Source organism: Pseudomonas tritici, from assembly GCF_014268275.3.
Classification (GTDB): domain Bacteria; phylum Pseudomonadota; class Gammaproteobacteria; order Pseudomonadales; family Pseudomonadaceae; genus Aquipseudomonas; species Aquipseudomonas tritici.
Window position 1 is genome coordinate 4,547,766 of record NZ_CP077084.1, and the last position, 20,744, is coordinate 4,568,509.

Consider the following 20,744-nt stretch of genomic DNA (forward strand, 5'->3'; position numbering starts at 1 on the left):
GGAAAGATAACCACCCGGCCCGCCTCTGCAGGCCAGGAAACAATAGTTATCTAAACCTCGTATGAGCCCACTTGCCTACTGTCAGATCTGACAGTTTTGATAAATGGTCCGCTCAAAGCCCCTCCAATTCCGCCATCAAATCACTCAATCGATCCACCTTCTCGGCACTGATCTCATTCCCTGCCAACCCCTCAATATACCCAGCCAACTCCGCCACCGTGCTGCACTCGAACATCGCCCGCAGCGGCACATCGCGCTGCAAGGACTTCTGCACCCGCGAGGCAATCTGCGTGGCCAGCAGCGAATGCCCGCCCAGCTCAAAGAAGTTGTCCTGCACCCCTACCCTTTCGACTTTCAGCACCTCGGCCCAGATCGCGGCCAGGGTGGTTTCCAGTTCGTTGCGTGGCGCCAGGTAGTCCTGGTTGTGCAACTGGCCGATCTCCAGGGCCGGCAGGGCGTTGCGGTCGAGTTTGCCGTTGGCGTTGTGCGGCAGGCGGTCGAGCCAGAGCCAGTGCAGCGGCACCATGTATTCCGGCAGTTCGGCGCGCAGGCGTTGTTTGATGCGGTCCAGGCGTTCGCTTGGGTTGAGCGCTTCATCAGCTGCCACCAGGTAGCCAACCAAATGCTTACCGTTGACGCCTTCCTGCACACCCACCGCCGCGTCGCGTATTTCCGGTTGTTCGTGCAAGCGCGCTTCGATTTCGCCCAGTTCGATGCGGTAGCCGCGAATCTTCACTTGGTGGTCGACACGCCCGACGTACTCCAGCACGCCATCGCTGCGACGCCGCGCCAGGTCGCCGGTGCGGTAGAGGCGCTCGCCCGGTGCGCCGAAGGGGTTGGGCACGAACACCGGGGCGGTGCGCAGCGGATCGCTGACGTAGCCGCGACCGACGCCAGTGCCAGCGACGCACAGCTCGCCCACAGCGCCTTGGGGCACCAACTCCAGCGCACCGTCCAACAGGTACAAACGGTTGTTGTCGGTGGGCGTACCAATCGGTAGGTAAGTACCGCGGGTAGACGCCAGGTCGACGCGGTAGAACGCCACGTCATCCGAGCATTCCGCCGGGCCATACGCGTTGACCAAGCCAATCTGCGGGTAGCGCAGCAGCCATTGGTGCGCCAGCTCCGGCGGCATCGCTTCACCGGTGGGTAGCATCCAGCGCAGGCCGTCCAGGCTGATACGGTCCTGGGCCAGCATGCCCTGGATCAGTGACGGCACGCTTTCCAGCACGGTGATGCCTTGGGCCTGGACATGCTCCAGCAGGCCCTGGGGATCATGCGCAATGGTATTCGGCACGATATCTACCCGTGCGCCGAACAGCGGTGCAGCGAGGAATTGCCACACGGAAATATCGAAGCTCTGCGAAGCGGTTTGCGCGATCACGTCCGCGTCGCTCAAGACCAAGTACGGCACCTTGCTCAGTTGGTTATTGAGCATGCCGCGCTGCTCGACCATCACGCCCTTGGGCAGGCCGGTGGAGCCCGAGGTGTAGATCACGTAGGCGAGGTTGTCCGGGCCGCTGTAGATGCCGGGATTTTCGCCACGCGCCGGTATTTCTTCCCACACCAGCAACTGGCAGTCGAAACCGTCCAGCAACGCGATGGCCTGCTCGCGACAGGCCTCAGTGCACACCAGCAACGGCGTGCGGCTCAGGTCGATGATGCTGCGCAGACGCTGGCTCGGCAGGCCCGGGTCCAGCGGCAGGTAGCCGGCACCGCCCTTGAAGCTGCCGATGATCATGCCCAGCAAATCCAAGTTACGTTCGGCCAGCAAGGCAACCGGTTGATCCAGGCCGACGCCTGCTGCGATCAGCGCATGACCCAGACCGTTGCTGCGGCGGTTCAGTTCGTCATAGGTCCACTGCTGGTCGAGGCAACTGGCGGCGATGCGCTGCGGATGCGCGGCCACTTGTTCTTCGAACAACTCGATGTAGCTGCGCTCCAGCGGATAGGCGTGTTCGCTCTGATTGCAGCCGTCCACCAGGAACGCGCGCTCCTGCTCGCCGATCAGCGGCAGGTCGGCCATGTCGCCATGGAAGCCCTGCACCAGCGCCAGCAGCAGGCGCTTGAACTCGCCGAGCATGCCTTGCACGGTGGTTTCGTCGAAATAACGCTGGTCATAGGAGAGATGCAAACCGAGGTCATCACCCGGATAACACACAGCCGTCAGCGGGAAATTGGTGTGAGTGCGACCGGAGTCCGAGGTGGCATTCAGGCTTTGCGCGCGGTCCAGCACCGAGACTTCCACCGGGGCGTTTTCGAACACGAACAGGCTGTCGAACAGCGGCTGGCCCTTGGGCAATTCGCTGTGTTCCTGGATCGTCACCAGCGGCAGGTATTCGTACTCGCGCAGCTGCATATTGCTGTCGAGCAGGCCACTCAACCACTGGCGCACGCTGCAGCGCTGGTCATCCTCGGGCAGTTTCACCCGCAGCGCGATGCTGTTGATGAACAGGCCGACCGTGCGTTGCATCTGCGGCATGTCCACCGGGCGTCCGGCCACGGTGACGCCGAACAGCACGTCGCGATCGCCGCTCAAACGGCGCAGTACCAGCGCCCATGCGGCCTGGGCAAACGTGTTGACGGTGAGTTGATGGGCCTGGGCCAGTTCACGCAGTTGCACACCGTCGCAGGCGTCGAGGCGGGTGTAGCAATCGCCCACCACCATGCCGCCGCTGTGGCCCGCGTGTTCACGCAGGAACGGCCGGTCGCTCGGAATCGGCGTGGTGCGCTCGAAGCCTTGCAGGTTCTGCTGCCACCACTGGCGTGCCTCATTCAGGTTCTGGCGCTGCAGCCAGGCGATGTAGTCGCGGTAGCGCGGTGGCGTGGCCAGTTGCGCATCGCGGCCTTCGCCCAGGGCCATGTAGATCTCGAAGAAGTCGTTCATCAGCAACGACCGGCACCAGGCATCGATGAGGATGTGGTGGTTGCTCATCATGAACCAGTAACGCTCAGCACCGACACGGATCAGGCGCAGGTGGAACGGCGCCTGCTCGAGCAGATCGAAACCGGCTTCGCGCTCTTGCTTGAGCAAGGCTTGAAGGCGCGGTTCCTGTTCGCTTTCCGGATCGTTGCTCCAGTCCAGATACTCAATCGGCGTGCTGCCCGGCTTATGGACCACTTGCAGCATGTCTTCGCCGACGTTCCAGCAGAACGAGGCGCGCAGGGCTTCGTGGCGGGCGATCACCGCTTGCCAGGCCTGGGCAAAACGCTCCGGGTCCAACGCGCTGTTGATGCGGTAACGGTCCTGCATGTAGTAGAGGCCGGTGCCCGGCTCCAGCAGGGTGTGCAGCAGCAGGCCCTCCTGCATCGGGGTCAGCGGGTAAACGTCTTCGATGGCACTGGCCGGAACCGGCAAGCTGTCGAGCTGTGACTGGGTCAAGTGCGCCAGCGGGAAGTCGGACGGTGTGAGGCCGCCGGCGGTGTCCTCAAGGCAATGCGCGACCAGACTTCGCAGTTCGGCCAGATACGCATCGGCCAATTCGCGAATGGTCTGTTGATCGTGGCGCTCACGGCTGAAGGTCCAGCGCAGCACCAGCTCGCCGCCGTACACCTGGCTGTCCACGCTCAACTCGTTGGGCAACGGCGCATCCGGATCATGGGCCAGGCCCGCGGACTCATCCAGCGGGTGGAACAGTGCATCGGCGCCAAAGCTCTGGTCGAACTGGCCGAGGTAGTTGAAGGTGATCTGCGCGCTCGGCAGTGCAGCCATGGCGCGTTTGCACACGTCATCCGCCAGGTAGCGCAGCACGCCATAGCCCACACCTTTATGCGGCACGGCACGCAGTTGTTCCTTGATCGCCTTGATCGAATCGCCCTGTCCGGCTTGCGGGGTGAGGCGCAATGGATAGGCACTGGTGAACCAGCCGACACTGCGGGTCAGGTCGACCTCATCGAACAGGGCTTCGCGGCCGTGCCCTTCCAGCTGGATCAGCGCCGAAGCGTGACCACTCCAGCGGCACAACACGCGCGCCAACGCGGTCAGCAGCAAGTCGTTGACCTGGGTGCGGTAGGCGCTCGGGGCCTGTTGCAGCAACTGGAGGGTGTGCTCGGCATCCAGGCGCACGCTGACGGTGTCGGCGTCACGGTTGCGCAGCGAGCCTTGCGGGCGTGCCACAGGAAGTGCGGCCTGCGGGCCGGCCAGTTGGTGCTGCCAGACGCTCAACTCTTCGCGCAGGGATTCGCTGCCGGCGTAGGCCTGCAAACGCGCGGCCCAGTCACGTAGCGCACTGGTCTTGGCTGGCAGGCTGACGGATTGGCCGTCGCTCAGTTGGCGGTAAACGCTTTGCAAGTCTTCGAGCAATACACGCCATGACACGCCGTCCACCACCAAGTGATGGATCGCGATCAGCAGGCGTTGCTGGCCCTCGGGACCATCCACCAACAAAGCGCGCAACAGCGGGCCGTGCTCCAGGTCGAGGCTGCGATGGGTCTCGGTGAACAGTGCGGTACATTGCGCCATATCCCGTACTTGCGCCTGCATCAACACACCACCTTGCGGTACGGCGAGGTATTCGGCGTGCCATTGCGCCTCGCGCCGGGTGAAGCTCAGGCGCAGCGCGTCGTGGTGTTCCAGTACCGCCAGCAGCGCTTGCTCAAGGCGGTGCGGGTCAAGCAGTTGCAGCGGTTTGAGCAGCAGCGCCTGGTTCCAGTGCTGACGCTGCGGGATCTCGGTGTCGAAGAACCAATGCTGGATCGGCGTCAGGCCCGAGCTGCCCGTCAGCACGCCTTGCTCAGCGCTGATGTGCTCAGCGCGCGTGGCGACAGCGGCCAGGGTTTGCACGGTCTGGTGCTGGAACAGGTCGCGCGGGCTGAAGTGAATGCCCGCTTGCCGCGCACGGCTGACCACCTGGATCGACAGGATCGAGTCGCCGCCCAGTTCAAAGAAGTTATCGTCCAGGCCGACTTGCTGCACATTCAACACTGCGCACCAGATCGCCGCCAAGGTGCTTTCCAGCTCATTGCGGGGCGCTACGTACTGTTGGCGATTGGCCTCGGGGTCGGGCTGCGGCAAGGCACGGCGGTCGAGTTTGCCATTGGCGGTCAGCGGCATACTGTCCAGCACGATCAAGTGCGCGGGCACCATGTAGTCCGGCAGCTGCGCCTTGAGGTGGGCCTTGAGCGCGTCACGCAACGCGCCGTGGTCTGCGTCGCTGACCAGGTACGCCACCAACTGTTTGCCGCTTGGCGAATCCAGCGCCAGCACCACCGCTTCGCGCACGCCATCGTGCTCCAGCAGGCGGGTTTCGATCTCGCCCAGTTCAATACGGAAACCGCGAATTTTTACTTGATGGTCGATGCGCCCCAGGTACTCCACCAGGCCATCGGCGCGCTGGCGCACCAGGTCGCCGGTGCGATATAGACGCCCGCCATGCGTGGCAAACGGATCCGCAACGAAGCGCTCCGCCGTCATGCCCGGGCGCTGGTGATAACCCTGCGCCAGACCGGCGCCGCCAACGTATAACTCGCCGGTCGAACCCTGCGGCACCAACGCCAGGTCGGCGTCGAGAATGTAGGCCACGCGCTCACCGATGATGCTGCCGATCGGCACGCTTGCGGCGCCCTCCTCCAACTGCTCGGGCGCAAGACTGGCCAGCGGCATCACCACGGTTTCGGTCGGGCCATAGGCGTTGAAGAACACCTCAGGCAGAAATGCGGCACGGATGCGTTGCAAGTGCTCGCCGGTCAGCGCTTCGCCACCGGTGATGCACATGCGCACCGGCAAGGTCTGCTGCTGGGTCGCCAACCACTGCGCCAACTGGCTGCCGTAGCTCGGTGTGAAGCCCAGGATGTTGATGCCATGGGTGCGGATCAATCCGCAGATTTCCTCGGCATCCCACTGGCCCTGGGCACGCAACACTACCTGGGCACCGCTGAGTAGCGGCACCAGCAGACGCTCGGTGGCGGCGTCGAAGTTGATCGAATAGAAGTGCAGCTCGCAGTCATCGGGACGCATGCCAAAGCGCTCGATCACCGCCGCGCAATGCATGGCGATTTCACCGTGGGACACCACCACGCCTTTCGGCTTGCCGGTGGAGCCGGAGGTGTAGATCAAATACGCCTGGTGTTGCGGCAGGCTGATAAACGGCAGCGCATCGCACGGGTAGTTGGCGAGCACCGGCAAGTCATCTTCCAGGCACCAGCATGCGACCGTCTCCGGCAACTTGCCGAGGGCTTCGAACATCGCCGCATCGCTGAGCAGCAGGCCGATGCCGCTGTCTTCGATCATGTAGTGCAGGCGGTCCAGCGGGTATTCCGGGTCCAGCGGCACATAGGCGCCACCGGCCTTGAGGATCGCCAGCAGGCCGATGACCATTTCCAGGGAACGCGGCAACGCGAGGCCGACGCGCACCTGCGGGCCGACGCCACGCTCGCGCAGCATCCAGGCCAGGCGGTTGGCGCGGGCGTCCAGCTCGGCGTAGGTGAGCGTTTCACCAGCAAAGGTCAGGGCCGGGGCATCAGGGCGATGCATCGCCTGCTCGCTGAACAGTGGATGGATGCACTGGTCGAGACGGTGCTGACCTTGTTCAACGCCCAGGCTGTCTTGCACCACACGCTGTTCATCGGCGCTCAGCAACGGCAACTCGCTGAGGCGTTGCTGCGGATTGGCGATCAAGGCTTCCAGCAGATTGCGCCAATGGTCGGCCATGCGCGCAATACGCGGTTCGTCGAACAGGTCGGTGCTGTAGGTCAGGCAGCAACCCAGGCGATGGTCGAGGTCGGTGACTTCCAGGTTGAGATCGAACTTGGTCGCGCGGGCATCGTTGGCCAGGTACTCGACGGTCATGCCGGCCAGTTGGCGGCTTTGCTGGAATTCCCAGCGCTGCACGTTGCACATCACCTGGAACAGCGGGTTGTACGCCGCACTGCGCGGCGGTTGCAGGGCTTCCACCAGGTGGTCGAACGGCAGGTCTTGATGGGACTGGCCTTCGATCACCGTGTGGCGCACGTGCTCGAACAGTTCGGCGACGTTCATCTGCCCATTGAGCTGGCAACGCAGCACCTGGGTGTTGAGGAACGCGCCAATCAGCCCTTCGCTTTCCGGGCGAATGCGGTTGGCGACGGGGGCGCCGATGCGCAGGTCGGTCTGGCCGCTGTAACGGTAGAGCAACACGGCCAGGGTGGCGGTCATGGTCATGAACAGGGTCAGGCCGCGCTCGGCATTGAAGGTACGCACGCGGGCGGCCAGGTCATCGCTGAGGTCGAAGCGGTACAGCTCGCCCTGATGGCTTTGCACCGGTGGGCGTGGGCGGTCGCCGGGCAGTTCCAGCAGCGGATGTTCAGTGCCCAGTTGCGCGGTCCAGTAGTCGAGTTGGCGCTGACGCTCGCCGGACTCCAGCCACTGACGCTGCCACACGCTGTAATCCAGGTATTGAACCGGCAACGGCGCCAGCGGCGATTCGCGCTCGTCGATAAAGGCTTCGTACAGCGCGCTGAGTTCACGGGCAAAGATGTCCATGGCCCAGCCTTCGGTGACGATGTGGTGCAGGGTCAGCACCAGGTAGTGTTCCTGTTCGCCGGCCTTGACCAGGCAGGCACGCAGCAACGGCCCGGTTTCCAGGTTGAACGGCGTGTGCGCTTCATGATCAGCCAACTGCTGCAGACGCTGCTGGCGCTCGGTTTCGTTCAGGCCTGAGAAATCCTGCCAATCCATGCGCAAGCCGGTCTGCGGCGAGACTTTTTGATAGGCCACGCCGTCGATGCTCGGGAAGGTGGTGCGCAGGGTTTCGTGACGCATGATCAAGGCCTGCAACGCTGCCTCGAAACGCCCCACATCCAGCACGCCACGCAAGCGCGCCATGCCGCCGACGTTGTAGGCCGGGCTGTCCGGCTCCATTTGCCACAGGAACCACATGCGCTGCTGGGAATAGGACAACGGCACCGGCTGGCTGCGGTCGACCTTAGCGATAGCCGTCTGCTGGTTGCGTAGGCCCGACGCCTGGATCAGGCCGACCTGCTCGGCAAAAGCGTCCAGCTCACCGGCTTCAAACAAGGTGCGTAACGGCAGCTCGACGTCACACGCTTGGCGGGTACGGGAGATGATCTGCGTGGCCAGCAACGAGTGGCCGCCGAGGGCGAAGAAGTCATCGCGCAGGCCGATTTTTGGCAGGCCGAGGACTTCGCGCCAGATGGCGGCGATCTGCTGTTGCAGTGGGGTTTCGGGCTCAATGTGTTCGCGGGTTTGCCACACCGGCTCAGGCAACGCGCGACGGTCCAGCTTGCCGCTGGGGCTCAGGGGCATGGCGTCCAGGCGCATCAGCAGCGCGGGCACCATGTACTCCGGCAGCTCGGCGGCCAGGGCAATTTTGACCTGCTGTTCATCCCGTTCGCCGTGGGCGGTGTAGTAGCCGATCAACTGCGCGTCACGCACCAGCACCACGGCTTGGGCGATGCCGTCCAGGGCCAGCATGCGCGCTTCGATTTCTTGCGGCTCCACGCGGAAACCGCGCAGCTTGACCTGCTGGTCGAGACGGCCCAGGTACTCAAGCACACCATCGGCACTCCAACGGGCACGGTCACCGGTGCGATAAAGTCGCGCACCCGAGTGGTCGGCGACAAAGCGCTCAGCCGTCAACTCGGCGCGCCCCAGATAACCCCGGGCCAGGCCGATACCGCCGATGCACAGTTCACCCGGCACACCCCGCGGCACGGGGTTGAGCTGATCGTCCAGCACGCGGCAGATCACATTCCCCAGCGGGCGGCCAATCGGCGAGCGCTCGCCGTCCTCCGCGCGGCAGTGCCAGTGGGTCACGTTGATCGCGGTTTCGGTCGGGCCATAACGGTTGTGCAGCTGCACCGCCGGCAACTGCGCCAGGACGCGGTTGCGCAGTTCGGCGGGCAAGGCTTCGCCACCGGAAAACAGGCGACGCAGGCTGGTGCATTCGGCGGCCAGCGGTTCGTCGATGAACAGCTGCAGCAGCGGCGGCACAAAGTGCAACGTGGTCACGCCGTGTTCCTGCACCAACTGCGCGATACGGTGCGGGTCGCGATGCTCGCCAGGGCCGGCCAGCACCAGGCGGCAACCGGTGATCAGCGGCCAGAAACATTCCCACACCGACACGTCGAAACTGATCGGTGCCTTTTGCATCAGCACATCGGTGTCATTCAGTTGATAGGTGGCCTGCATCCACTGCAAGCGTTCGGCCAGGGCCGCATGGGTATTGCCCACGCCTTTGGGCTGGCCGGTGGAACCGGAGGTGTAGATCACGTAAGCGAGGTTATCGCCGTGCAGGTGCAGGCCGGGTGGCTGGGTCGGCCAGCTGTCGAGGTGCAGGCTGTCCATCGCAATCACGCAGACGCCGCAGGCAACTGGCACGTGGTCCAGCAACGCGGTCTGGGTCAGCAACAGGTGCACGCCGCTGTCCTCCAGCATGTAGGCCAGGCGCTCGGCGGGGTAATCCGGGTCCAGCGGCACGTAGGCGCCACCGGCCTTGATGATCGCCAGCAGGCCGATCAGCAGTTGCGGCGAACGCTCGGCGGCGATGGCCACGCACACGTCCGGGCCGACGCCTTTGTCGCGCAGATAGTGGGCCAGGCGGTTGGCCTCGGTGTGCAGTTGGGCAAAGGTCAGGCTGCCGTCCTGCCAGACCAGCGCGGTGTTGTCCGAGGTCTGCTGGTTGAGCAGTTCCGGCAACCACTGTTGGGCCGGCGCGCAGGGTGCTGCGCTCCACGGCTGCTGTTCGTCGTGCTGCATCAGCTTTAGATCGCCGATGGCTTGCTGCGGCTGGTCACACGCGGCTTGCAACAGGTTGATGAAGTGCTCGGCCAGGCGCTGGACGGTCGCGCTGTCGAACAGCTCGTCGGCGTAGTCGAACGACAGGCTCAGGCGCCCGTTGCGGTCTTCTTCGCTGTGCAATTGCAGGTCGAACTTGGCGTCGCGGCTGTGCCATGGCAGCTCGTCGGCGAGCATGCCCGGCAGACGGCGCAAAGCGCTGAGGTCGCGTTGTTGGTGGTTGAACATGACCTGGAACAGGCCTTGTTCGCGGGCCTGCGGGAAGGCTTCCAGCAGTTGTTCGAACGGCAGATCCTGATGGGCCTGTGCGGCCATTGCCGTCTCGCGGGTTGCCGCCAACAGTTCGTTGAACGGCAGACGCCCATCCAGCTCGGCACGCATGACCTGCGTGTTGATGAAAAAGCCGACCAAGCCTTGGGTTTCCTGGCGCGGGCGGTTGGCATTGGGCACGCCGATGCGGATGTCACGCTGGCCGCTGTAGCGGTAGAGCAGGCTCTGGAATGCCGCCAGCAACAGCATGAACGGGGTGGATTGGTGGGCCTGGGCGGTCTGGCGAATCGCTTCGCTGAGGTGCACGCCAAGGCGTACGGTATGGCGCGAAGCGCTGTTGCGCTGTTGCGCCGAGCGCGGGTGGTCAGTGGCCAGACTCAGGGTTGGATGTTCTTCACCGAGTTGCGCTTTCCAGTACGCCAGTTGGCGCTGGCCTTCGCCTTCGGCCAGCCATTGGCGCTGCCAGCTGCCGTAGTCGGCGTATTGCAGGGCCAGCGGCGGCAGCTCAAGGGTTTCGCCCTGGGTTGCGGCGGCGTACAGGCGTGAGAATTCGTCGATGAGGATATTCAGCGACCAGCCATCGGCGATAATGTGGTGCAGCGTCACCAGCAACTGGTGATCTTCATCGTCCAGGCGCACCAGGGTCACCCACAGCAGCGGGCCTTTTTCCAGGTCGAACTGGGTGCGTGCTTCGTCTTCGCGGATCTGTTGCGCGCGGGCTTCACGCTCGGCAGCGGGCAGGTCGCTGAGGTCGATGACTTGCAGCTCGAAATCCGCCTTGGCCTCGACGCGCTGGAAGGCCTGGCCGTCGCGTTCGTAGAAGCGGGTGCGCAGGGCTTCGTGGCGCTGGACCAGGTGTTGAAAGCTCAAGCGCACGGCGTCTTCATCCAGCTCGCCGCGCAGGCGCAGGGCGCCGGGGATGGTGTAGGCGCTGCTGTGGGGGTCCAGTTGCCAGGTGATCCACAGGCGGTTTTGCGCCAGGGATTGGGGCAGGTCTTCCTGGCGTGACAGGGGTTGGATGGCGCCTTGGGCGACACCGCCGTCTTGCTGCAACTGCGCAACATAGGCGGCAAAGCCTTCCAGGGTTGGCGCTTCGAACAGCATGCGCAGGTTCAGCTCCAGGCCGAGTGTTTCACGCAGGCGCGCGACCACCTGGGTGGCGGTGATGGAGTTGCCGCCGAGCAGGAAGAAATGATCATCGGCCGCAACCGTCGCGACGTGCAGTTGCTCGCACCAGATCGCGGCGATCCGATTTTGCAGCTCCGATCCCAGCGCTGCATCGTTGACCTGCGTTTGCTGGCCAGGGAACTGCGCATAGCTGTCGAGGCTGCCATCGACATACCGCAGCGCGCACGCTGCACGTTGCACCTTGCCGCTGGAGGTCTTCGGCAGGGCGCCAGGGTTGAGCAGCACCACCACGCTCGGCGCCTCCTGATACGCCTCGGCAACGGCTTGGCGGATCGCCTTGATCAGTGCTTCGGGCGGCAGGATTTTCTGCACGCTGCGGCTGATTTCGGCGGCAATGCCAATACCTTCCAGGCCTTGGTCATTCACTGCAAACGCGGCGACCCGGCCCTTGCGCACCACTTCCACTTCGCGCTCGATGGTCTGCTCGATGTCCTGCGGGTACAGGTTATGACCGCGCACGATCAGCAGGTCTTTCAGGCGGCCGGTGATGTACACCTCACCGTCGCGGATAAAACCCAGGTCGCCGGTGCGCAGCCAGGTACGGCCAGCGTGTCGCACAAAGGTCTTGGCGGTGGCTTCGGGGTTGCGCCAGTAGCCGTGGGCGATGCTCGGCCCGGTGGCCCAGAGCTCGCCGACGTTATTCTCGGCCAGTTCGGTGAGGGTGTGCGGGTCGGCGATCAGCACCGCGTGTTCGGGTTGGCTGGTGCCGCAACTCATGATCGCACTGCCCTGCCCCGGCTCGGCACGGTTGGCAGCCAATGCCTGCTCGTCGACGCGCAGCGCCGGGATGCCATGGCCGCGAATGCCACCAGCGACAAACAGGGTCGCTTCAGCCAGGCCGTAGGACGCGAAGAAATTATTCGGGGTAAAACCGCAGGCCGCGAACTTCTCGGCGAAGCGTTCCAGGGTGTCGAGGCGGATCGGTTCGGAGCCGGAATAGGCCACGCGCCACTGGCTCAAGTCCAGGCGCTCCAACGCCGACTCGCTGACCCTTTCGCTGCACAGGCGATAGGCGAAATCCGGGCCGCCGCTGATGGTACCGCCGTATTCGCTGATCGCTTCCAGCCAGCGCAATGGCCGACCGAGGAAGTACGCCGGCGACATCAACACGCAGGGCACGCCGCTGAAGATTGGTTGCAGCAGGCCGCCGATCAGGCCCATGTCGTGGTACAGCGGCAGCCAGCTGACGATCACGTCATCCGGGTTAAGATCGATGCCAAAGCCGCGACGGATCAGCACTTCGTTGGCCACCAGGTTGCCATGGCTGACTTGCACGCCCTTGGGCAATGCGGTGGAGCCGGAGGTGTATTGCAGGAATGCGATGTCATTGGGGTGCAGGTCGGGGGCGATCCAAGTGCCGGCACTCTCCAGAGTATCGACGCTCAATACCATTGGGGCGTTTTCGATCTGCGCCAGGCCATCGGCAAGGCTCGCGACGGTCAGCAGCAGGCGCGGCTCGGCATCGCTGATGATCGACAGCAGGCGTTCCTGGTGGTGTCGACGGGTCGACTCCGGCGGGTAAGCCGGCACCGCAATGACCCCGGCGTACAGGCAACCAAAGAACGCCGCGACGTAATCCGGGCCGCTGGGGAACAACAGCACCGCACGGTCGCCCAGGTCCGCATTGGCTTGCAAGGCAGCGGCGATGCTGCGGGCGCGCAGGTCCAGGTCGCGGTAACTGAGCACAACGCCGTGCTCGGCCGACTCAGCGAGGAAGCGCAGAGCGACCTGGTCAGGCGTCTGCACGGCGCGACGTTGAAGGGACTGGACCAGCGTTTGGGGAAGTTCGAAGGCGTCCATCATGGGGTTCCTGCCTGAAATCGGCTTGCGGGAAATTCGGGAATTGGGGGGCTTTTAGCCGGCGGCCAGTTGCCGCGCCGTTGCGCCAGCGGGCCAGGTGTTCGTCGGCGTAGCGCCGCACGCAGCGCAGCACGGCGCTTTCGTGTTGGATGAGGAAGAAGTGGTGGCCGTCGAACATGTCCAGGGAAAAGCCACTGGCGGCGTCGAGTTGCCAGTCGAGCAACTGGTCGGCGCGCACGCTGTCCTGTTTGCCGCCAAATACATGAATCGGCATGCCCAGCGGCGCCCGCTCGCCATAGGTGAAGCTGCCGCACAAGAGAAAATCGGCGCGCAGGATTGGCAGCATCAACTGCATCAACTCGGGGTTGGCCAGGGCTTCTTCGGCGGTGCCTTGCAGCTCGCGCAGGCGGGTGATCAGTTGTTCGTCGGTCTTTTCGATGGCGTATTCGCTCACGTCACGACGTGCCGGCCCGGCTGTACCGGAAGCGAACAGCGCCAACGGCGCAGGCACATTGCGTGCATTCAGCGCGTGGGCCAGTTCGAAGGCGAGCAGGCCGCCGAGGCTGTGGCCGAACAAGGCATAAGGGCCGTTCAAGTCACGGCTGATTTCATCCGCGAGCTGCGCGGCCAAGGCTTTGATATCGCGCTGCAACGGTTCGTCCATGCGCATGCCACGGCCAGGCAATTCCAATGGGCACACGTGCAACCACTCTGGCAGGGCCCGGCGCCAACGCGCGTAAACCATGGCGCTGGCGCCCGAATAAGGCAGGCAGAACAGGCGCAGTCGAGCCGGCGTACTCATCAGGCGACGACTCCAAACTGAAACACGCTGTGTGCACGATGCAAACCCATCTCGTCCTCCTGCGGGTGCTGATCCTTGGTCGTTTTACTAACGGACCTGTCACCCAGAAGAACGGACGGCACCGACAAATAATTAGTCGTCGGGTACAAGCGAGACGCGGTTCACACCTAACCAGAAAGCATAAGATTAGTTCGTCTTCTCATTTGACAATCATTATCATTCAGCATAATTTGTTGCCCGATGTGTAGGAGGCCTCAGCAAGGACGCCCTCCCCTAACCTCTTTTGCGACAAGGTGATTTCCATGACGGAACAAGTATCCACAGGCAGGTGCGACTCACCGCTTCTCCAGGCGTTCGTCGATAATCGACTGATTCTGGTGAAGATTGCGGCACGTATTACCGGGTGCCGCTCCCGGGCCGAAGACGTAGTGCAGGATGCCTACTTCCGCCTGCAGTCGGCGCCGACGATCACCTCATCGTTCAAGGCCCAGCTCAGCTATCTGTTCCAGATCGTGCGCAACCTGGCGATCGATCACTACCGCAAGCAGGCCCTGGAGCTCAAATACTCAGGCACCGAAGAGGAAGGCTTGAATGTGGTTATTCACGGCGCTTCACCGGAAACCTCGCACATCAATTTCAATACCCTGGAAAACATCGCCGACGCCCTGACGGAGTTGCCGCAGCGCACCCGCTACGCGTTCGAGATGTACCGCCTGCATGGCGTGCCGCAAAAGGATATCGCCAAGGAACTCGGCGTATCGCCGACCTTGGTGAATTTTATGATTCGGGATGCGCTGGTGCATTGCCGCAAAGTGTCGGGCAACCACAGCGATACGTTTGCGCGGCGGGTCTGACACGCCGCTGTAAACAATGTGGAAGCTGGCTTGCCTGCGATAGCGGTGGGTCAGCTACCCATGTTTTCCCTGATACACCGCTATCGCAGGCAAGCCAGCTCCCACAGTTTTGATCTGTGTTGTGCCTGTCAGGGTACCGGCGTCACATCAATCCGATACGGCTCGAAAATCTTCAACATCTCGCCATTTTCGCGCAAGCGCTTGAGCAACGCGGAAAACGCTTCCCCCGTGATCGGCGCTTGGGGGCGCAGCAATGCGTAGTGGTGATACACCTGGTCGATACGCTCCGACACCAGGAACTGCCCGGCCATGTCCACGTTGCGCACCATGAAATCACTCAGGTAAGAACGGGTCACCAAGGCGATGTCGGCCCGCCCGCGCGCGACCATCAACAGGTTGCTGTCATGGGAGTAGGTCAACGTGGCGTTGAAGTGCTCAGCCATGTACTTGGGATCGGGGTTGAAATGTGCGAAGGCGTAGTGGTAACCGCTGAATACCGCCAAATGCTTGCCGTTCAGGTCAGCGAAATAGGCCTGGTCGCGACCAGGCTCACGCTGGGCGACGAAAATTTCCGCGTCTTCCAGGCCCATGTCGACTGTCGTGTGGGGGATCTCCTGCCAGCCCCAGTCGGGGTTCTCGAAGATGGCCATATCAATCCGGCCCTGCTCGAAATCGCGAAAACGTCGCGGAATTGAGGTGGGCACCAGCACAAATTTATAATCGGTCTGCGAGGCGTTCAAGGCCTCGACCAGTTGCGGCAGCAAACCGGTGTCAGCGCCCTGCTCCGGACGCACGGTGTAAGGCGGGAAATGCGCCGCGCCGATCCTGACCAATTGGGCAGCCGAAGCCGGCATCCACCACGCGGCGCCCACTGCCCAAAAAGTTAGTCCTGCAGCCAGCCGCCATGGCGAAAACATCAAGGCACACACCGTTCAACACGCTAATGGCGATAAGCTAGGCGTTTTTGTCTGGCGAGACAACTTTTCTCCGGCAAATTAATACCTTGCGCCTCAATCGGCCTTCAGAACCATCAGCAGGGCTTCTTCGGCTAATTGCTCGAGGGTCATGCTGCCCTCGGCGCGGAACCAAGTGGTGGTCCAGGACAAAGCGCCGGTCAGGAAGCGCCGGGTGATAAACACATCGCCACGGATATAGCCGGCGTCCTTGGCCTCGCCCAGCACTTGCAGCCACAGCGCCTCGTACACATCGCGCAGGGCCAGCACCTGAGCCTGGCCTTCAGCCGACAGCGAGCGCCATTCGTACACCAGCACCGCCATCGCTTCGCCGCTGCCGCCCATGATCGACTGCAATTCGCAGCGGATCAGCGCCAACACACGTTCGCGCACGTCGGTGGCTTCCTCAAGAGATGCGCGCATCATCGCGGTGTTGTAGTGGATGGTTTCTTCCATCACCGCGCGCAGGATCTCGTCCTTGCTCTTGAAGTGATGAAAGATGCTGCCGGACTGGATACCCACGGCGCTGGCCAGGTCGCGCACGGTGGTGCGCTCGAAGCCCTTGTTGCGAAACAGGTGGGCCGCCGTTTGCAGCAGCTTGCCACGAGCGCTTTCGGGGTCGGTCAATTGGCCGCCGTCGATCATGGTGCGCATCACCCGCAGGGCTTTATGCTCATCCATGCCTCTCTCCTCTACTTCCACGGACGTCTTGGCCGGCAATTTAGGCCGTGACAGCCACCCAAGCAAGCGCTTGGCTAAAACTTGTGCATGGAGTTTACAAACCAAGCGCTTGCTTGGTAGTCTCGCTAACAGCCATTCGAGGAAGGATTTCTCATGAGCAAGACGGTTCGTATCGGCTGTGCCAGCGCCTTCTGGGGCGACACGTGTACCGCTGCCGCGCAGTTGGTGCACGGCGGTGAGCTGGATTACCTGGTCTTCGACTACCTGGCGGAAGTCACGATGTCGATCCTGGCCGGTGCGCGGATGAAAGATCCCCAGGCCGGCTACGCCACGGATTTTGTCGACGTGCTCACGCCGTTGCTGGGCGATATCCAACGCCAGGGCGTCCGTGTGATCAGCAACGCTGGCGGCATCAACCCCCAGGCCTGCGCCGCCGCTCTGCAAGCAGCCTGTGACCATGCGGGCGTTGCACTGAACATCGCCGTGTTGCTGGGGGATGACCTGCAGCCTCAGCTCAAACGGCTGCACGGCATCACCGATATGTTCAATGGCGCACCGCTGCCGCCGATGTGCGTGTCCGCCAATGCTTACCTCGGCGCACCGGGCATTGCACAGGCGCTGGCATTGGGCGCGGACATCGTCATCACCGGCCGCGTGGTGGACAGTGCGGTGGTCAGCGCGGCGTTGGTGCATGCGTTCAACTGGTCCTGGCAGGACTACGACCGCCTCGCCCAGGCCGCACTGGCCGGGCATATCATCGAATGCGGCGCGCAGTGCACCGGCGGCAATTTCACCGATTGGCGCGAGGTACCGGACTACGAGCACATCGGCTTTCCTATCGTAGACGTCAGCGCCGACGGCCAGTTTATTGTGAGTAAAGTCGACGGCAGCGGTGGGCTGATCAGCGAACTCAGCGTGGCCGAACAGTTGCTGTATGAAATCGGCGATCCGCATGCCTACCTGCTACCGGATGTCATCTGCGATTTCAGCCAGGTCAAATTGCAGCAGCAAGGTAAGAACCGGGTGCGCCTGCATGGCGCCAAGGGCTCGCCCCCAACCGACCAGTACAAAGTCAGCGCCACCTACCCGGAGGGTTTTCGCTGCACCGCCAGTTGCCTGATCGCCGGAATCGATGCGGTGGCCAAGGCCGAACGGGTCGGCCAGGCGATCATCAACAAAACCTCGGAGCTGTTCAGCCAACGCGGCTGGGCGCCCTACACCGAGGTGAATATCGAACTGCTGGGGAGCGAAGCGACTTATGGCGCCCATGCGATGCGCCAGGACTGCCGCGAAGTGGTGGTGAAATTGGCGGTGCGACACCCCAGTAAACAGGCGCTGGTGCTGTTCGCCCGCGAGATTGCCCAGGCCGCCACCGGCATGGCGCCAGGGCTGACCGGCATCGTCGGCGGGCGGCCAACGGTGTATCCGCTGATTCGGCTGTTTTCGTTCCTGATCGACAAATCCGCCTGCGAGCTGGAAATCGACCTCCGAGGCGAACGCCACACCTGCGCACTGCCGATTGCCGACGCCCCCACCCTGCCCGCTGCACCGATCGTCCCACCCAAACCCCAAGGCCGCGCCGACGCCAGCGTGCCTCTGGTGAAACTGGCCGTGGCGCGCTCCGGCGACAAGGGTAACCACAGCAACATCGGCGTAATCGCCCGTGACCCCGACTACCTGCCGTGGATCGCCGAGGCGCTGACCCCGGAGGTGATTGTCGATTGGATGGGCCACGTACTGGATCCCGTGCATGGCCGCGTCGAGCGCTGGTATTTGCCCGGCAGCCACAGCCTCAACTTTTTGCTGGAAAACGCACTCGGTGGTGGTGGCATCGCCAGCCTGCGCATTGACCCGCAAGGTAAAGCCCTCGCCCAGCAACTGCTGGAAATCCCGATTGCCGTGCCGCAGCACATAGCCGATCAACTCGTATAACCAGGAGCGTTGCCGTGGCCTTCGACTCGATCTTCAAAGCCGACCTGTTTCAGGGGCAAACCGTGATTGTCACCGGCGGTGGCAGCGGGATTGGCCGTTGCACTGCACACGAATTGGCAGCCTTGGGCGCCCAGGTGATTCTGGTGGGACGCAAGCCGGAAAAGCTGCAAGCGGTCGCAGCGGAAATCGCTGAAGACGGTGGCATCGCTCATTGGCAGGCCTGCGACATTCGCGATGAGGAGGCGGTGAAGACGCTGGTCAGCCAGATCCTGAGTGATCACGGCCCGATCCACGGTTTGGTGAATAACGCCGGCGGCCAGTACCCGTCACCATTGGCCTCGATCAACCAGAAAGGCTTTGAAACCGTGCTGCGCACCAACCTGGTCGGCGGTTTCCTGATGGCCCGTGAAGTGTTCAACCAATCCATGAGCAAGCACGGTGGTGCCATCGTCAACATGCTCGCGGACATGTGGGGCGGCATGCCCGGCATGGGCCACTCGGGCGCGGCGCGCGCCGGCATGGACAACTTCACCAAGACCGCCGCCTTTGAGTGGGGTTGTGCCGGCGTGCGAGTCAACGCCGTCGCGCCGGGCTGGATCGCTTCCAGCGGCATGGACACCTACGAAGGTGCGTTCAAGGCAGTGATTCCAACCCTGCGCGAGCATGTGCCGCTCAAGCGCATCGGCACCGAGTCGGAAGTCAGCGCAGCCATCGTCTTCCTGCTCAGCCCCGCCGCCGCCTTTATCAGCGGTAGCACCCTGCGCATTGACGGCGCCGCCAGCCTCGGCAGCCGCGCCTGGCCGTTGCACAAGGCGCAACCGTCGAGCGAACCGTTCAACGGCTTCCACCGCGCCTACCTGCCGGATGTGCTCAAGGCGGAGAAATAAGCCATGCCGGTGATTGAATCCCTGATCGATACCCACAGCCCACAGTTCGCGCAGAACCGTGAAGCCATGCTCGCCGCCATCACCCACGTGCGCGAACTGGAACACACCCTGCTGAGCAAGGCACAGGACGCCAAGCCCAAGTTCGACAAGCGCGGCCAACTGCTGCCCCGCGAACGCCTCAACCTTTTGCTGGACCCCGGCGCGCCGTTTCTGGAGCTGGCCAGCCTGGCCGGCTACAAGCTGCACGACGACAAGGACGGCAGCGCCGCCGGCGGTGGGTTGATCGCCGGGATCGGCTACGTCAGCGGCGTGCGCATGCTGGTGGTGGCCAATAACAGCGCGATCAAGGGCGGCACCATTTCCCCCACGGGCTTGAAGAAATCCCTGCGCCTGCAACAGATCGCCATGGAGAACAAGCTGCCGGTGGTGACCCTGGCCGAGAGCGGCGGTGCCAACCTCAACTATGCCGCCGAGATTTTCGTCGAAGGCGCGCGCAGCTTTGCCAACCAGGCGCGCATGTCGGCCATGGGCTTGCCGCAGATCACCGTGGTGCATGGCTCGGCCACGGCGGGCGGTGCGTATCAGCCGGGGTTGTCGGATTACGTGGTGGTGGTGCGCGGACGCGCCAAACTGTTCCTCGCTGGTCCGCCGCTGCTCAAGGCCGCGACCGGCGAAGTGGCGACCGATGAAGAACTGGGCGGCGCCGAGATGCACGCACAAACGGCCGGCACCGCCGAGTACTTGGCGGAAAATGACGCCGACGGCGTACGCATCGCTCGTGAGATTGTCAGCCTGTTGCCTTGGGACGATCGCCTGCCGCCGGTGCCGAAACGCGCCTTCGCAGAGCCGCTGTACCCCATCGAAGAACTGCTGGGCCTGATCCCCGACGACCCGAAAAAACCCTACGACGTGCGCGAAATCCTCGCGCGCCTGGCAGACGGCTCGCAGTTCCTCGAGTTCAAAGGCGAGTTCGATGCGCACACTGTCTGCGGCCACCTGCACATCCAGGGCCGCGCCGTCGGCGTGATTGGCAACAATGGCCCCATCACGCCGAAGGGCGCGAGCAAGGCCGCGCAATTCATCCAGCTCTGCGACCAGAGCCGCACGCCGCTATTGTTCCTGCACAACACCACCGGTTTCATGGTGGGCACCGAGTCGGAACAACAAGGCGTGATCAAACACGGCGCAAAGATGATCCAGGCGGTGGCCAATGCCCGCGTGCCTAAACTCACGGTGGTGGTGGGCGGCTCTTATGGCGCGGGCAACTACGCGATGTGCGGCCGCGGCCTGGACCCGCGTTTTATCTTCGCCTGGCCCAACAGCCGCACCGCGGTCATGGGTGGCGCGCAGGCGGGCAAGGTGCTGCGGATTGTCACCGAGGCCAAGCAGTTGAAGGACGGCCTGGTGCCGGATCCCAAAGTGCTGGATATGTTGGAGCAGGTCACCGCGCAGAAGCTCGACAGCCAGTCCACCGCGCTGTACGGCAGCGCCAACCTGTGGGACGACGGGTTGATTGATCCACGGGATACGCGGACCTTGCTGGGCTTTTTGCTGGATACCTGCCACGAGGCCGAGGTGCGTGAGTTGCAAGCCAATACTTTCGGTGTAGCGCGTCTCTAAATTTCGCCGGGACGCTCCGCGTCG

Annotated in this window: 7 protein-coding genes and 1 pseudogene; 4 read left to right on the plus strand and 4 right to left on the minus strand. The window is 63.4% G+C overall.

All coding sequences use genetic code 11. The features are described from left to right. Positions 1 to 112 precede the first annotated feature (112 nt). Positions 113 to 12,994: a non-ribosomal peptide synthetase gene (locus HU722_RS20615; RefSeq protein ID WP_065891076.1), complete on the minus strand. Its 12,882-nt coding sequence runs from the start codon at positions 12,992 to 12,994 to the stop codon at positions 113 to 115. Between the two features lie 67 nt (positions 12,995 to 13,061). Beyond that, positions 13,062 to 13,793: pseudogene (locus tag HU722_RS20620) on the minus strand (thioesterase II family protein); the annotation flags it as partial. 302 nt (positions 13,794 to 14,095) lie between these two features. On the opposite strand from HU722_RS20620, the gene HU722_RS20625 reads away from it, so the two are divergent. Next, positions 14,096 to 14,647 carry an RNA polymerase factor sigma-70 gene (locus HU722_RS20625; RefSeq protein ID WP_027603895.1) on the plus strand — a complete coding sequence of 184 codons (552 nt, stop codon included), beginning with the start codon at positions 14,096 to 14,098 and terminating at the stop codon, positions 14,645 to 14,647. 128 nt (positions 14,648 to 14,775) lie between these two features. Here the strand turns inward: HU722_RS20625 and HU722_RS20630 are convergent, their stop codons facing one another. Both HU722_RS20630 and HU722_RS20635 read right to left on the minus strand, forming a co-directional pair. Beyond that, complete coding sequence (locus tag HU722_RS20630) at positions 14,776 to 15,564, minus strand: substrate-binding periplasmic protein (RefSeq protein WP_083213995.1); 789 nt, start codon at positions 15,562 to 15,564, stop codon at positions 14,776 to 14,778. A 93-nt stretch (positions 15,565 to 15,657) separates the two neighbouring features. Continuing rightward, complete coding sequence (locus tag HU722_RS20635) at positions 15,658 to 16,281, minus strand: TetR/AcrR family transcriptional regulator (RefSeq protein WP_065873400.1); 624 nt, start codon at positions 16,279 to 16,281, stop codon at positions 15,658 to 15,660. Between the two features lie 153 nt (positions 16,282 to 16,434). Here HU722_RS20635 and HU722_RS20640 point away from each other — a divergent pair, with 153 nt between their 5' ends. From HU722_RS20640 to atuC, 3 genes are read left to right on the plus strand one after another with little or no spacing between them, the layout of a single operon-like run. Continuing rightward, positions 16,435 to 18,213: an acyclic terpene utilization AtuA family protein gene (locus HU722_RS20640; protein WP_065891078.1), complete on the plus strand. Its 1,779-nt coding sequence runs from the start codon at positions 16,435 to 16,437 to the stop codon at positions 18,211 to 18,213. A 14-nt stretch (positions 18,214 to 18,227) separates the two neighbouring features. Next, entirely contained in the window at positions 18,228 to 19,100 is an 873-nt protein-coding gene (locus tag HU722_RS20645) for an SDR family oxidoreductase (protein ID WP_065873402.1), read from the plus strand. 3 nt (positions 19,101 to 19,103) lie between these two features. Then, positions 19,104 to 20,720 carry a geranyl-CoA carboxylase subunit beta gene (atuC, locus tag HU722_RS20650; protein ID WP_065891079.1) on the plus strand — a complete coding sequence of 539 codons (1,617 nt, stop codon included), beginning with the start codon at positions 19,104 to 19,106 and terminating at the stop codon, positions 20,718 to 20,720. Positions 20,721 to 20,744 lie beyond the last annotated feature (24 nt).

Excerpts from the sequence above, each read along its gene's own strand:
- HU722_RS20630 (WP_083213995.1), bottom strand. The coding sequence starts at position 15,564 with ATGTTTTCGCCATGGCGGCTGGCTGCAGGACTAACTTTTTGGGCAGTG.
- HU722_RS20615 (WP_065891076.1), bottom strand. The coding sequence starts at position 12,994 with ATGATGGACGCCTTCGAACTTCCCCAAACGCTGGTCCAGTCCCTTCAA.
- HU722_RS20625 (WP_027603895.1), top strand. The coding sequence starts at position 14,096 with ATGACGGAACAAGTATCCACAGGCAGGTGCGACTCACCGCTTCTCCAG.
- atuC (WP_065891079.1), top strand. The coding sequence starts at position 19,104 with ATGCCGGTGATTGAATCCCTGATCGATACCCACAGCCCACAGTTCGCG.
- HU722_RS20635 (WP_065873400.1), bottom strand. The coding sequence starts at position 16,281 with ATGGATGAGCATAAAGCCCTGCGGGTGATGCGCACCATGATCGACGGC.
- HU722_RS20640 (WP_065891078.1), top strand. The coding sequence starts at position 16,435 with ATGAGCAAGACGGTTCGTATCGGCTGTGCCAGCGCCTTCTGGGGCGAC.